Here is a 13829-nt window from a genome sequence, read left to right as displayed (position 1 = left end):
ACAGAAGCGAACCATCGCCGATACCTGGCGACACATCGGACACCTCGTCGCCACCATAGAACCCGACGAATGCTCAAACTACTTCAACAACGCCGGATATGCTTCCGTCAAAACCTGAAAGGCTCTAAAGACGCTGGAACATTTCCCCGGTGATGACGTTTCAGCGACCATCAAAGCAAAGGGGGCAATTTTGATGAACACGCAACCGTGGAAGACTTCGGTCGAGATCGAGGAACTTGGAAATAGGCATTATGTTCGGGTCATCGAAGACGGCGTGAAAGCGTCAAGGGCTTCCGTTCTCGGGCAGATGCCAAAGCCTTCGCCCAAGGCGAACAGGCACGGCTCGGACTTGATACGCGAGCGTAGAGCCCCTTCCAGCAGCCTATTTCCGCCGCCGATTAATGTGCAACTTGTGAAGCTGCCGACATCAGTTCCTCGGGGTTCGGTGTCTTGAACGTAATATCGGGGCCATCCTCCAGACCTTCAGTGAAGCTCCAGCGTACAATGCCCCCTCGGTCGATGAGGAACTGACCGACAAGCAACTCCTTAGCGGAAGCCATCATCCGCTGATCGGCTTCCGTAATTTCATATCCCTCCTTCTTGTTGAGGAACTCGTCCATTGCCATGGGGTCCATAGGCTCGGGCAACTCGCCCGGGAGATGGGTCCGGATCCCCATGACCTCGTCCATCCCGACCTCGCGCAAGCCGAAAGCACGGTGTGAGGCCCGCTCGGGGTCCGACGCGGCGAGAAGATCGGGTGCCGGGTGGTAACGGAAATAGAGCCGCGCCCTCTCGACCGGCGTATTGACCACCGCCAGGCATTCGACCCCTCTCTCACGCAGGGCCGGCTCGAGTTGCGCCATTGCCGCGACATTGCGCCGACAGAACGCACAGTGCAGGCCGCGAAACAAACCGATCAACAACGGGCTTCGACCGCGAAAATCAGTGAGCGCGATCTTGCCGTCGCGGGATATCGCGTCGAGCACAATATTCGGTGCCCGGTCGCCCGGCTGCAGCGGGCGGTCGACACTACTCGTGGACATGGACAACCTCCTCGCCCGGACCAATCAAGAAAAGGCAGCGCACCCAGCGCTCGTAGTTGAGCCGTGCTGGGGGCGCAGAACTTCCTGCGCCAGGGCAAAATACCTTCGGCCTCTGCCATATTGCCAAGGTCGAGATTGCGCGTTGCAACGCCATCATAACACGAAAAAAGCATCTGCGGGTCGCTCGTTTCGCGAGACCGCCACGAGCGCCGCCCATAACGGGTCAATAGGTTTGGCTGGCGGCCTGCCAGGCAGTCGAGCACTACGAAATTTCCCGGTACGGCTCTCTGCGGGAATGGGCAAAGGACCTCGGGCATGACGAGGCGCACACGCTGCTCAGCGAGATCCTTGACCAGGAGAAAGCCACCAACAACAAGCTGACGAACCTCGCAGTCACGTCGATAAACAGGACACATTGATCCGCGCCTTAAGTGCTGGCATCGCCCTCGCTTGGAAGCCCGAGGGGCTTCGTCAGGATCGTAGACGCCGGGCTCCGCGCCTCCACCGTCTGACAGCGCTCCTGTCTGCCTATGTCCCGGTGGACGACGATCTGCGGCACGGTCTCGTTGACATGGTCCAAGCCTGCTAGCAGGTCGCGATCAAGATGGAGCTCCACGGTTGCTTACCGTGTGGTTACAACTGAATATGCAAATCAGCTCCTGCTAGACATCAAATCTTCAGGATAGCTTGGCATCCTTGCCCATCGCCGACGACCGGATGGCTCGGATGGATGTTCAGGAGAAAGCAGCTTAGGGGCCTATCGATTGTGTCAGATCGGATGCACCTCGAAGTGCAGGATGATCCTGCCATAGCTGCAGAAGTTGACCGACTTCTGGCACGCCGCACGCGCGACATCCGCCTCAGAGGCGAGATCAAACGCCTGTTTCGAGCGCGTGTCTGGTCGCAAACGGCCAAGATCATCCGCGCCTGGATGATCTGGGTGGCCTTTTTGGATGTGCTGACCCTGGCGCTCAACATGTTGATGCTTCCAAGAGCGATCGCGCTGTCGATGCTCCTGCCTGGCGCCATCATTCCGCCCGTCGTTGTGGCCATCGTCCTTGTCTGGCGAAAACCGCAGGCGCCCTGGCTCCAAGGGGCTTCGCTAATCGCAGGCATGTTCCTCATCTTGTTGTCGATTGCTTTGGTCGGCGTAAGCGCTGGTGGCGAGTTCTACGAACGGCACTTGAACATCATGCTGTTCGTGGCCATTACAGCCATCATCATCTTCGGCATCCCGCTGGCCTGGACGGCAACTATTGCCGCATTGGCGCTCGGTATTTATCTCGTTTTTCAACTGCGGAACCCGGGCATCGAATTTGGGAGCGCCGTGGCTGCGACGCTGTTTTTCGCCAGCGGTATCTTCGCAACGGTCGCCGCGCGGCGCATCATGACAATTCTCGCTCAGAAGACTTTCCTATTTGAACTTCGCGACCGACGCAGGGTCGCCGAACTGGCGGAAGCGAACAATCGGCTGGAACTCCTGGCGCGTACCGATCCGCTCACCGGCATCGCCAACCGGCGCTGGATGACGGAAACGCTCGACCGCCTATGGGGCGGTGGCAGAAGATGCCCCGACGGTGCCGCTATGCTGATGTGCGACATTGACGACTTCAAGAAGCTGAACGATCATCTCGGCCATGCTGAGGGCGATCGCTGTCTGGTCGAGGTCGCCAGCACTATCCAGGAAAACGTGAGGCGCGATCAGGATCACGTGGCCCGCTACGGCGGTGAAGAATTCCTCGTGCTCTTGCCCGGGGTGGACGAGGAAGAGGCCATTTCTGTGGCTGAGCGAATTCGTAAGAGCGTTGAGGCTACCGCTTTTCCCAACCCGGCATCCCGCGTGTCGCGCCGCGTCACCCTCAGCATTGGAGTTGCAGTTCAGACGGCTGACGAGGCCGTCTCACCGGAGCAGTTACAGCGTCAGGCGGATGCGGCACTCTATCTTGCCAAGCAAACCGGCCGGAACCGAGTGCTGCTCCACAGACAGGAGTCATTCGGGCGCAAACATATTCAGTCGACGCGGTGATGCCGTGGTAGGAGGCCTGGACCAACTTGCACAACGGGCCGCTTTCAAAAATACCCTTCTTGCTTGTTGCGGAGCCCGCCATCCGTCCAGGGAGTCGCGGCAAGTGCGGCAAGCAGCTCGATAGCTTGGTCCTCTCGCCCATTCTGGCCATTGGTCGTGAAGGCACTCGATCGCTTCCCAGGAGCTGGCAACGATGCGCTCGCTTGCGGGCTTCACGCGCAGTCTCACTGGTTCGGGAAATCGAATATCCCTCATGGTTTCCTCTGCTCCAACAGATCGATTACATCGATTTGTTGAAATGGCCTCTCGCAGCTAATCCGAAGGTGCCGACTGCCTTGGCTGCGACGATGTCCGCTGCGGTCGGCACAAGCAAATCCATGCGGCGGGCGAAGGCAACAAAAGTGCTTCGAGCGGTTTCGGCATCCACCTCGCCGGCGAGGGCTGCCCGACAGGCATTGAGCGCGACGCCATGAGCAGGGTTTCGCTTCGATGGCGGCCATTCATCCAGCAGGACGAAGGCGTCTTTTACGCTTTGAATGTCGGTCGGAAACCCAAGACCCACGAGCACCCGCACGGGATGCTGAAATTGATGGTGTTCCATGTTCTCCTCCGTTTTACGTGGGATTAGCTCAATCGATCGGAAGCCTTCCCCACGGCGCGTGCGCAATAGCTGCGTGCGTCGCGCCTTAGCCTGCCGAACTCCCGTTTCCAGGGGGGTCTTTGCCGTCGGTGAGATTCCGCGCGGCCAGAAACTTCATCGCGTATGCTGCTTTGCGCCGATCCCAACCTGCGCGTTCCGCCCCATCAAGGAGTTCCGACAGGATGGGGTCCAGCGCGGTTTTCAGATCCGCTTCGTAGTTCAGGTCGGTGGCCGCGTGCGAGGGCGGCGGGATCACGTCTAGATTCATCACGTTCATGGCCTCACCTGTGTCAGAAACGTCCGCACCATAGAGCGCGGACACCGCTGCGCTTCCTCAGAAGTCCATGCCGCCACCCGCCGGAACGGCGGGTTCCTTCTTCGGCTTCTCGGCAACCATCGCCTCGGTGGTCACCAGCAGGCCGGCAATCGATGCCGCATCCTGGAGCGCGGTCCGCACCACCTTCACCGGATCGATGACGCCCTCGTTGTAGAGGTCGCCGAAGGCATTGGTCTGTGCGTTCCAGCCCCAGCCGAATTCCGGTTTCTCGCGCAGCTTGCCGACGATGATCGAACCTTCCGCACCGGCGTTCTCGGCGATCTGCCGCACAGGCGCCTCGATCGCGCGGCGCACGATCTCGATACCGTGCTTCTGGTCGTCATTCTCGGCCTGCACGTTGTCCAGTGCCGTAGCCGCACGCAGCAGCGCTACGCCGCCACCTGGCAAAACGCCTTCCTCCACCGCTGCGCGCGTCGCATGCATGGCATCGTCGACGCGGTCCTTGCGTTCCCTGACCTCGACCTCAGTCGAGCCTCCGACGCGGATCACGGCAACGCCGCCGGCGAGCTTGGCCAGCCGCTCCTGCAGCTTCTCGCGATCGTAGTCGGAGGTCGTCTCCTCGATCTGCGCCTTGATCTGGCTGATGCGTCCTTGGATCTCGTCCTTGCGGCCGGCACCGTCGACGATGGTGGTGTTCTCCTTCTCGACCTCCACCCTCCTGGCGCGGCCGAGCATCGCCAGCGTGACGTTCTCCAACTTGATGCCGAGATCCTCCGAGATCGCGGTGCCGCCGGTGAGGATGGCGATGTCTTCCAGCATTGCCTTGCGGCGGTCGCCAAAACCCGGCGCCTTGACGGCGGCGACCTTGAGGCCACCGCGCAGCCTGTTGACGACCAGCGTCGCCAGCGCCTCGCCCTCAACATCCTCGGCGATGATCAGCAGCGGCTTCGACGACTGCACCACGGCTTCCAGAACCGGAAGCAGTGCCTGCAGATTGGAGAGCTTCTTTTCGTGGATCAGCACATAGGGCTCTTCGAGCTCGGCGCGCATCTTGTCGGCATTGGTGACGAAGTAAGGCGAGAGATAGCCGCGGTCGAACTGCATGCCCTCGACCACCTCCAACTCGGTCTCGGCGGTCTTGGCTTCCTCGACGGTGATGACGCCCTCATTGCCCACCTTCTGCATCGCTTCGGCGAGGAAACGGCCGATTTCGACATCGCCATTGGCCGAGATGGTGCCGACCTGGGCGATCTCGTCATTTTTGGTCACCTTACGGGCGTTGGTCTTCAACTCCTGGACAATCGCCTCGACGGCCTTGTCGATGCCGCGCTTCAGGTCCATCGGGTTCATCCCCGAGGCAACGGCCTTCGCACCTTCCTTGACGATCGCCTGAGCGAGCACCGTTGCGGTCGTCGTCCCGTCACCGGCGATATCGCTGGTCTTCGAGGCAACCTCGCGCACCATCTGAGCGCCCATGTTCTCGAACTTGTCCTCAAGCTCGATTTCCTTGGCGACGGTGACGCCGTCCTTGGTGATGCGCGGGGCGCCGAACGACTTGTCGATGACGACGTTGCGGCCCTTGGGCCCGAGCGTGACCTTCACCGCGTCGGCGAGGATGTTGACGCCGCGCAGCATCTTCTCGCGGGCTTCGGTGTGGAATTTCACTTCCTTGGCAGCCATTGGATCACTCCATCATCTAGGCAGTTTCATTGACTGGATTGCGGTTGGACCATCGCCTCGGTCAGGCGGCCTTCTTGACCGCCGCGGTCTGCTCGATCACGCCCATCACGTCGCTTTCCTTCATGATGAGCAGGTCCTCGCCGTTGAGCTTGATCTCAGTGCCGGACCACTTGCCGAACAGGATGCGATCGCCGATCTTGACGTCGAGAGGCGTGAGCTTGCCGCTCTCGTCGCGGGCGCCTGGGCCGACGGCAATCACCTCGCCCTCCTGCGGCTTCTCCTTGGCGGTGTCGGGGATGATGATGCCGCCGGCCGTCTTTTCCTCGGCTTCGATGCGGCGGACCAAGATACGGTCACGCAATGGACGGAACGTCATATCGTTCTCCTTCAGACAAACAGATTTTCGAGGTTCCTCCACACCGGACCGGCAATATCGGGCCGGTGCGGGGCGCCGCGATCCCTTTTTCAGGCGTCGCGCACATATCGAGCTAGTTTTGCAATTTTCGAGTTTCAAGAGGTCGCTGAAAAAATTTGGCAATCGGCATTTCAGAGTGCTAGCAACACAAATTCATGCAGCTATTTCGCTAGGGCGCGCGATTTTTTTGATCTTGAAATTCGGCCCCGAACTCCACGAAATTTTTGCGGTTAATGACCGCCTGCTGTTGCCGGCGCGGCATTTCAATCACGCCGATGAGGTCGTGGGCGACCGCACGGTCGACGTTCAGGAAAGGCGCGCCATCCTTGCCGACATCGAGTCATGCTGGATGATGGGGTTCTGACGCTTCGCGGCGAGAAGAAAGCACAGACCGAGGACAATGATCGCAGTTCAGCGAACGCTATTGTGGGTGCTTTGAGCGGCGCTTCGGTCTCGGCCATGAGGTTGAAGAAACAAGGTGGCGGCTACCTTCAGGAACGGTGTGCTCACCGTGACACTGCGGAAGAAAAAAAGGTCCAGATAAACGCCAGGCGCATTGCAATCAAAGGCAGCAAATGACCGTCGCGAAGGAGGGCCGGGGCTAGTCCCAGCCCGACCCTCGCAGATACCGAGGATGGTCAAATGACGTCCGAAAGCCTCAAATGAAGAAGCAGCATAATAACCCGACATTGCTAATCAAGCTTCCGCTCTTGTTGTCAGCGTCGACAGCTGATCGGTGTCGTAACGGTCCCGCAAGGCGGCAAGCGCATTCGGATCGGGAGAGCCGTGTTCAGCCAGCTTGGCAAGCTCTTCGAAATAGTGCTCATGTCCGGGCGGGGAGACGGTCATCAACACCCGCGCTGGCTTCTCGCTCACATTGGTGATGTTGTGCGGCGCCCCGGTGGAATGAACAGGAAAGTACCCCGCGGTCGCGCGGATCGTCTTCGCGCCGAGATCGAGCATCGCATGGTCGAGGACAAAAAGGACGGATGGAAGCTGACCTACCGGCGCGTGACGCCTAGACGGGCTAGCTACTCTGATATGTAGGCGCCATTGCGGTCTGCAACGACCGTGCCGCGCTCTTTACTATCAATTACAGCCGATCCGAAAAAATCCCGTACGACCCGGTTGTGGTGCGGATGGTGCGATCCCTGAAGGCGGAAGGCTGCTAATTTAGGAGATTGGCACGAATCCCTCCCCATCGGCCGCGACGGCGGGCCTGGCGTCCAACCGTGCTCTCTTCACGAGGGCGTAACGGGACCTGGAGGACATCAGGCGACGCTTGGATTCCAGTCAAGCCTCGCTGGACGGCCACGATCTGCGTGACATGGCGCTGGAAGATCGTCGCGACATTCTTGTCAAGCATGATCTCGACCGGCGGTAGCATCCAGTTCAGCCAGGCGTTGCTAGCCAGCGTCCTGCTTCCTGCGTAGAACAAGAAGCCGTCGATGCCCTTTTGTGCGCTGGCGTTCTCCCGGATTGGGAAGATTCATGGTCGAAAGAAAGATTCTGAACCGCATAAGACAGCTTGTCAGAAGGATTCAGGCCAGACCTGTCGAGTTCGACAATGATGTTATAGTGTTTCATAAGCATAAGTGTATATACGTTCCGATTCCAAAAGTTGCTTGTTCGAGTATCATGTCTGCATGCGCGGACATACTTGAGGTTAAGTTTCCTGAATCGGAGTGGAAGCCAGAGTTATTTCAAACTAACAAATGGGATCACCTATTTGACAGGCAATCTGTCATAATGCCAAAGAGTCGCGCTTTGGCCTATACTGACTACTGGAAGTTCGCGTTTGTCAGAAATCCATGGGACCGTCTGTTGTCGTGCTATTCGGAGAAAATCAGAGAAGATGGGGATAAGGAGAATTTCACGGCTGGAGTGAGCAATATTCTGTTGCCGTTTGGAGTGTTCAGATCGACCATGTCGTTTGAAGAGTTTGCTAGAACCGCTGTGGCAATCGCGGACGATATAGCCGACCCTCATTGGCGATCTCAGAACACGTTCGCGTGCCGCGGGAGTAGGCTTTGGGTCGATTTTGTAGGTAGATTTGAATCAATCGAACGCGACTTCCAGCTCGTCTGCCAAAGGATCGGAACCGATTGCGTTCTCCCACATCTTCTCAGGAGCGATCATAAAATTTATAGGGAATGCTATAGCGACGCATTGTGCGATCTGGTAGCGCGACGATACCGCCGCGACATAGACATGTTCGGTTACCAGTTTTGAACGCCGGGGCGGCCAGGTCGGAGTTCGATAGGGGTTTCAGCCTCGGCATCAGCAGCGCGAACCGCGCGTAGCTGTTCCAGGTGGACGCCGAGAAAGGTGTCTGGGCTTGCGCTGGAGCCGGCTGCCGAAGCGTGATCGCCCGTCAGGCGACCGCCGCGCGCAACGAAGGTCAAGGGCGGCCGGACGCTTGCCAATCGCTGCGGATGCTCATCGCGCCGCAATTTGTGGCTGGCAAGTCCGACCGGCGAAGCCTTGCCCTTGAGCGAAGTGAGCACGGTGGCAAGGTGATGGCGCATCGGGACGGCGGTGTATGCGCTGCCCTCCACAGAGGCACTGCGGTTCTGTCCGCATGCGTAATCCTCATCCTCTCAGTATCCGCAATTTGCGCCGAGTCTAATGCGTACGGGCGCCGGCAACATCCTGCGGCAGCACCACTTCGTCTGCTGATCCCTGGTCGATGCACATCCGGGATGCCGCCAAAAGCTTCGCGCTTCCCGAACAACTGCTTCGCGGTGATGCAGGTCGAGAGCGTTGGCGATGTTCATGCGGTGTCGAGCAGGGGCGCGATGGGGCTGATGCAGATCATGCCGGCGACGTGAGAAGAACTGCGGATCAAGTACCGCCTCGGTGCCGATCATTGTAGCCGCTCGCGCGACGTTGTCACCAGCGTGTTCTTCGGCGATTCGTTGGGCTGCTGACGCTAGAAGCAACTATCCATGACGGCCCACAGTTGGGTTTCGAAGATACACTAGCGCGAACGTTCAAAAACTGGTCGCCGGTTGAACGCAGATGGTGCGGAGATCGCTGATATTTCGATCGGAGCACCCTATATGAACGGGACGCGTATCACCGAGGGAGTTGTCTATGTCGATTTCACGTTCGAGCCGGTTTGCCGTTTTGCTTGCAGGGCTGTTTTTGGGATGTTCCATGGTGGCCATGGATCACGCCGAGGCGCGCCGTGGTGGGAGCTTTGGCAGCCGCGGCACGCGCACCTTCCAGTCGGCCCCGCCGACCAGAACGGCACCAAACCCGGTCGCTCCTGTCCAACGCACGATGACCCCCGATGCCGGAACGAACAATGCGGCCCGGCAGACGCAGATGTTCCCGCAACGACCAGGCTTCTTCAACGGCTTCGGCGGTTCGATGATGCGCGGCCTGCTGCTCGGCGGTCTGATCGGAGTTCTTCTGGGCCACGGGTTCGGCGGTCTGGCCGGCATCTTCGGTTTGCTGGTTCAGGCGCTGCTGATCGGCGGCGCGATCATGCTGGCCCTTCGCTTTTTCGGATCGCAATCGGCACGCAGCCCAACGCCCGCCATGTCTGGTGTTCCGCGAGGCCTGGGAAGCTTTGGGCGAAGCGACGCGACCCAGCGCGATGCCGACAACGTCACGTCTTTCGCCATTCCTGGCATCGGGTCTGGATTTGGCAGGACGGCTCAAGCGAACGTTCCCGATGAAATCAAACTGACCCAAACAGACCTCGACACATTCCAGCAAAGGTTGACCGAAGTTCAGGAAGCATTCGGGCGCGAAGACCATGCTGCCCTGCGCCGCCTAGCGACCCCCGAGATGGTGTCGTACCTGTCCGAGGAACTGGCAGACAATGCCAAAAATGGCATTAGGAACGACGTGTCAGACGTCAGCCTGTTGCAGGCCGACGTGGCGGAAAGCTGGCGGGAGGATAGTCGCGACTACGCGACGGCTGCTTTACGCTATGAGTCTCGCGACGTGACCCGCGATCGCGTCAGCGGCAAGACCGTCGCGGGCGAAGCCGATAGGCCGACGGAAACAACTGAACTGTGGACCTTCACGCGTCAGGACGGCGCGGAGTGGAAGCTCGCCGCAATACAGCAGGCCTAACTGCCCACGCTTTCCGCAGCGGTCATGAATACGAACAACGTCCGATTGAGCCATCGCCCCTAGTCCTCTTCCTGGTCCTTAGGTTCGCCTGACCATACGAGCGAATACGAAGGAAATGGGTTGGCGAACCCTCCGCTAACGTATTGATTTCCCATAGGAAACGTTGACCCTCAGCGCCCATCATTGTCGTTATTTATCAATGGTTTATTGACCGGTTCGCCAATAGGTTCGCCAAACTGTGGTTTGCGCGTCATCCCTAGAGAACGGGAGCCGCTCCGAACGCCGAGGAGGGGCGTTGCCCCTGCCGAAGAAATCGCGCGTTTGGGTTTCGGCGCGCGCCGATCCTTCTTAGCGATCCCCGAGACGTCGATGAAAATCGAGGAACACTGCGTTCGTCCATCCAAATCCGCTGACGGAGCCGTAACGATCATCGACCGGTGGAGAGCCCACCTCAACGACGTTGTACTTTTCCCACATAGCCCCAGTTTTCTCGAAGCTAAGGACACAGGTGTCGCACCAGGCGCGCATGATCCGCATTGCCTCCTCACGAAAGCCGTAGCGTTCAAGGCCGGCTACAACGATCCACTGCAAGGGAGCCCATCCGTTTGGCCATGCCCATTGATGCCCATCTCGGGCAGTGAGCGAAGTTGCCAATCCGCCAGGCTGCGAGAACTTCGGCAACCACTCACCTACCATTCGGTCAGCTTCAGATTGCGAGGCGAGGCCTGACCACAGAGGAAAGAATGCAGCCAGCGTTGCTACGCCATCGCGTTTGCCGGCGACGTAATCGAAATCAAAAAAGAGGCCGGCTGTTTCGTCCCACATCAGATCGCGCACAGATGCGGCCCGTGCGTCAGCGGCCGATCTCCACGCGTCGGCGCTCTCGTCATCGCCTAAGCGGCGAGATGCCCACTCAAGGTCGATTTCGCGTAGATACAGGACAGAGTTAAGACAAATCGGAAGGTGATCGAGCCACCTATTCTGACAGCGCGTCGAGCGATCCCAGCCGCTCTCAAAGCTCGCGAGTTCGTCAGTGTAGTTCGCGTCGAAGTAGCGCGACAGTCCAGCATGAACACGCCTGATGTGAGGATGAATTTCGCCAAGCCAGACACTTCTATGCTCGAGAGCTGCGAGGTTCATGGCTTCAGCAAGGAAAGCGCAGGCATCAGCATCGCCACGAGCCTCTTTCGTTTCGAAGGCAAGGCGAAACATGGCAGTCGAAAGTGGCGGCTGGCTGCGTGAAAGGAAATACAGTCGGCTTGCATTGGGGATCATGCCAAAGCGACGCAGCATTGCGACCATATTCTCGGCCATGTCGACGACAAGCTGCTCGCGAGGCGTGCCGCTCAAACCAACGGCCGTGAAATAGCTGTCCCAGTAAAACATCTCCTGAAAAATCGGGTCCTCGGCCGGCGCCATGTAAGGTCGGGGGAGCCCGATCAGCGTGCCTTCGTCAACGGACACGTTACGGACAATCCGTGGCCAATAGGCCTCGATGTAGTCAAGAATTTCCATGCTGCTGCTCTCTTTCATTCTGGAGCGGCGAGATTGCGTTCGCTCACTCCGCGGTCCATCCGCCGTCGACAACCAGTGAGGTTCCTGTGACCAGTGCCGAGGCATCGGAGGCCAGATAAACTGCCGCGCCCATCAGATCCTCCACACGCCCCAGCCGGCCAAGTCTGATCTTCGCGAGGACGGATTGCGCAAAGACCGGATCCTTCAGAAATGGTTGCGTCATTGGCGTCTCGATAAACGTGGGCGCGATCGTGTTGACGCGGATGCCCATCGGGCCGAGTTCCACTGCCATCGCCTTCGTCAGACCCTCGACTGCATGTTTTGAGGCGCAATAGAGTGTCCGGTTTGCCGCACCGACATGGCCCATCTGCGAGGACATGAAAATGATCGATCCTCGGATCGCGTCCTCGGCCATGCGCTTCGCGACGGTCTGGGAGACGAAGAACGAAGCCTTCAGATTGAGATCGAGTACCGCGTGGTAGTCGTCCTCCGTCACCTCAGCGATCGGTTTGGGCCGGTTGGTGCCGGCATTGCTGACAAGAACGTGGAAGGCGGGCTGGACCGCTAGGATTTCGCGCGCCCCGGCGACGTCGGTCACGTCCAGGGTCAGTGGAGCGGCCCGGTCGCCGCGCGCCCTGATAGCTGTCGCAACCTCCTCAATCTCCGTGGTGCTGCGGGCCGCAAGAACGACCTCGGCACCTGCCTCCGCTAGAGCAGAAGCCAGTGCCGCCCCGATCCCCCGCCCGGCGCCAGTCACCAGCGCCCGCCGTCCGTCAAGACGGAATGACGGCATTGCGGGCAAGCTTATGGGCGCCGCATCAACCATCATTCGGCGGCTTGCGCATAAGTCACGTTCCTGCCGCCATAGCGTCGCACGCGGATGTTGGCCTGCTCAGCATGGCCGAAAAACCCCTCGAGCACGCACAGCCGCGAGCAGTATTCGCCGATCATGGCCGAGGCTTCGTCGGTCAGGACACGCTGGTAGGTGCATGTCTTCATGAATTTGCCGACCCATAAACCGCCGGTGAACCGGGCATTGCCGAGCGTCGGCAAAGTGTGGTTGGTGCCGATGACCTTGTCGCCGTAGGCAACATTGGTTCGCGGTCCCAGGAAGAGGGCGCCATAGTTCGTCATGTTGGCGAGGAAGTACTCGGGATCGCGGGTCATGACCTGGACGTGTTCGGACGCAATCCGGTCGGCTTCCGCCACCATCTCCTCCTCGTTGTCGCAGACGATGACCTGACCGTAGTCGGCCCAGGCCTGGCGGGCGATCGTCGCGGTTGGGAGGATTTCGAGGAGCCGCTCGACCTCGGTGACAGTGTCTCGAGCCAGACGTTCGGAACTGGTGAGCAGGATCGCCGGCGAATTAGGGCCGTGCTCGGCCTGACCAAGAAGGTCCGTGGCACAGAGCTCCGCATCAACCGTCTCATCGGCAATAACCAATGTCTCTGTCGGCCCGGCGAGCAAATCGATGCCGACGCGTCCGAACAGTTGGCGCTTTGCTTCGGCTACATACGCATTGCCCGGCCCGACCAGGAAGTCGACCGGATCAATCGTGTCCGTGCCGATCGCCATCGCGCCGATCGCCTGAATGCCACCGATCACGTAGATTTCGTCGGCGCCGGCAAGGGCCATTGCGGCGATCACCGCAGGAGCGGGTTTGCCATGGAAGGGCGGGGTCATGGCCACGACGCGCTTCACGCCCGCGACCTTCGCTGTGATGACACTCATATGCGCAGAGGCCACCAGCGGGTACTTGCCGCCGGGCACATAGCAGCCGACCGAACTCATCGGAATGTTCTTGTGTCCCAGCACTACACCAGGAAGGGTCTCGACCTCGACGTCACGAAGCGCATCTTTCTGGATCTGCGCGAAGCGCCGGATCTGTGCTTGTGCGAAGCGGATGTCATCGAGGTCGCGGGGTGCCACGGCGGCGATGCATCCGTCGATCTCAGCATGTGACAGGCGGAAACTCTCGGGTGCCCATTTGTCGAACGTTTCTGAATAGTGGCGCACTGCTTCGTCGCCGCGTTGCTCGACGGCCGCCAGTACGGATTCTACCGCCGCTTTGACAGAGGCATGGTCATTGACTTTCTGAACCGATGAACGGCCTTCCTTCAGGACACGGATCATTGCAGCACCTC

The 13829-nt window shown here is 59.5% G+C and carries 14 protein-coding genes and 4 pseudogenes; 8 read left to right on the top strand and 10 right to left on the bottom strand.

Translation table 11 applies throughout. The features are described from left to right. Positions 1 to 118 (top strand): annotated as a pseudogene (locus D3227_RS35350) (IS630 family transposase); the annotation flags it as partial. Between the two features lie 280 nt (positions 119 to 398). Here the strand turns inward: D3227_RS35350 and D3227_RS35345 are convergent. Further along, positions 399 to 1043, bottom strand: coding sequence for a peroxiredoxin-like family protein (locus tag D3227_RS35345; protein ID WP_120018752.1), 645 nt, complete (start codon positions 1041 to 1043; stop codon positions 399 to 401). Between the two features lie 236 nt (positions 1044 to 1279). Between D3227_RS35345 and D3227_RS35340 the strand changes: the two are divergent. After that, a pseudogene (locus D3227_RS35340) lies at positions 1280 to 1462 on the top strand (YciE/YciF ferroxidase family protein); the annotation flags it as partial. 359 nt (positions 1463 to 1821) lie between these two features. After that, a complete protein-coding gene (locus D3227_RS35330) occupies positions 1822 to 3069 on the top strand; it encodes a GGDEF domain-containing protein (RefSeq protein WP_120018750.1) in 1248 nt (415 codons plus the stop codon). Here D3227_RS35330 and D3227_RS35325 read toward each other — a convergent pair. The 5 genes from D3227_RS35325 to groES all read right to left on the bottom strand — a co-directional run bounded on the left by D3227_RS35325 (position 3034) and on the right by groES (position 6042). Next, on the bottom strand, positions 3034 to 3324 hold the full coding sequence (locus D3227_RS35325; RefSeq protein WP_120018749.1) for a DUF982 domain-containing protein: 291 nt from the start codon (positions 3322 to 3324) through the stop codon (positions 3034 to 3036). The two genes, D3227_RS35330 and D3227_RS35325, sit on opposite strands and share 36 nt — an antisense overlap. 25 nt (positions 3325 to 3349) lie before the next feature. Beyond that, positions 3350 to 3736 (bottom strand): DUF982 domain-containing protein, encoded by a 387-nt coding sequence (locus D3227_RS35320; protein WP_425374586.1) that lies wholly within the window; start codon positions 3734 to 3736, stop codon positions 3350 to 3352. A 19-nt stretch (positions 3737 to 3755) separates the two neighbouring features. Next, entirely contained in the window at positions 3756 to 4031 is a 276-nt protein-coding gene (locus D3227_RS35315; protein ID WP_245452054.1) for a hypothetical protein, read from the bottom strand. Between the two features lie 12 nt (positions 4032 to 4043). Beyond that, positions 4044 to 5666, bottom strand: a complete 1623-nt coding sequence (groL, locus tag D3227_RS35310) for a chaperonin GroEL (protein WP_120018746.1) — start codon at positions 5664 to 5666, stop codon at positions 4044 to 4046. A 61-nt stretch (positions 5667 to 5727) separates the two neighbouring features. After that, positions 5728 to 6042 (bottom strand): co-chaperone GroES, encoded by a 315-nt coding sequence (gene groES / locus D3227_RS35305; RefSeq protein ID WP_120018745.1) that lies wholly within the window; start codon positions 6040 to 6042, stop codon positions 5728 to 5730. Positions 6043 to 6217: 175 nt separating this feature from the next. Between groES and D3227_RS35300 the strand changes: the two genes are divergently transcribed. Beyond that, positions 6218 to 6445, top strand: a complete 228-nt coding sequence (locus D3227_RS35300) for a hypothetical protein (RefSeq protein ID WP_147377772.1) — start codon at positions 6218 to 6220, stop codon at positions 6443 to 6445. Then, a pseudogene (locus D3227_RS35295) lies at positions 6421 to 6660 on the top strand (Hsp20/alpha crystallin family protein); the annotation flags it as partial. The gene D3227_RS35300 and the pseudogene D3227_RS35295, both read left to right, overlap by 25 nt. 117 nt (positions 6661 to 6777) lie before the next feature. Here D3227_RS35295 and D3227_RS35290 read toward each other — a convergent pair. Next, positions 6778 to 7032, bottom strand: a pseudogene (locus D3227_RS35290) (cupin domain-containing protein); the annotation flags it as partial. 540 nt (positions 7033 to 7572) lie between these two features. Between D3227_RS35290 and D3227_RS44545 the strand changes: the two are divergent. The 3 genes from D3227_RS44545 to D3227_RS35270 all read left to right on the top strand — a co-directional run bounded on the left by D3227_RS44545 (position 7573) and on the right by D3227_RS35270 (position 10170). After that, positions 7573 to 8313, top strand: a complete 741-nt coding sequence (locus D3227_RS44545; RefSeq protein ID WP_120018743.1) for a sulfotransferase family protein — start codon at positions 7573 to 7575, stop codon at positions 8311 to 8313. Positions 8314 to 8444: 131 nt separating this feature from the next. Further along, entirely contained in the window at positions 8445 to 8912 is a 468-nt protein-coding gene (locus D3227_RS35275; RefSeq protein ID WP_147377771.1) for a lytic transglycosylase domain-containing protein, read from the top strand. Between the two features lie 265 nt (positions 8913 to 9177). After that, positions 9178 to 10170, top strand: a complete 993-nt coding sequence (locus tag D3227_RS35270) for a Tim44 domain-containing protein (protein WP_120018741.1) — start codon at positions 9178 to 9180, stop codon at positions 10168 to 10170. Positions 10171 to 10518: 348 nt separating this feature from the next. Here D3227_RS35270 and D3227_RS35265 read toward each other — a convergent pair whose 3' ends face one another. From D3227_RS35265 to hisD, 3 genes are read right to left on the bottom strand one after another with little or no spacing between them, the layout of a single operon-like run. Then, positions 10519 to 11790, bottom strand: a complete 1272-nt coding sequence (locus D3227_RS35265) for a trehalase family glycosidase (RefSeq protein ID WP_120018740.1) — start codon at positions 11788 to 11790, stop codon at positions 10519 to 10521. Further along, complete coding sequence (locus tag D3227_RS35260; RefSeq protein WP_208646543.1) at positions 11729 to 12514, bottom strand: SDR family NAD(P)-dependent oxidoreductase; 786 nt, start codon at positions 12512 to 12514, stop codon at positions 11729 to 11731. Before D3227_RS35260 ends, D3227_RS35265 begins: the two co-directional genes overlap by 62 nt. Continuing rightward, positions 12511 to 13818, bottom strand: a complete 1308-nt coding sequence (hisD, locus tag D3227_RS35255; protein WP_120018739.1) for a histidinol dehydrogenase — start codon at positions 13816 to 13818, stop codon at positions 12511 to 12513. Before hisD ends, D3227_RS35260 begins: the two co-directional genes overlap by 4 nt. Positions 13819 to 13829: the final 11 nt, after the last annotated feature.

It is taken from the genome of Mesorhizobium waimense (genome assembly GCF_003601975.1).
GTDB lineage: Bacteria > Pseudomonadota > Alphaproteobacteria > Rhizobiales > Rhizobiaceae > Mesorhizobium > Mesorhizobium waimense.
The sequence above is the reverse complement of the archived record's forward strand: the minus strand, read 5'-3'. Positions and strand labels throughout refer to the sequence as shown.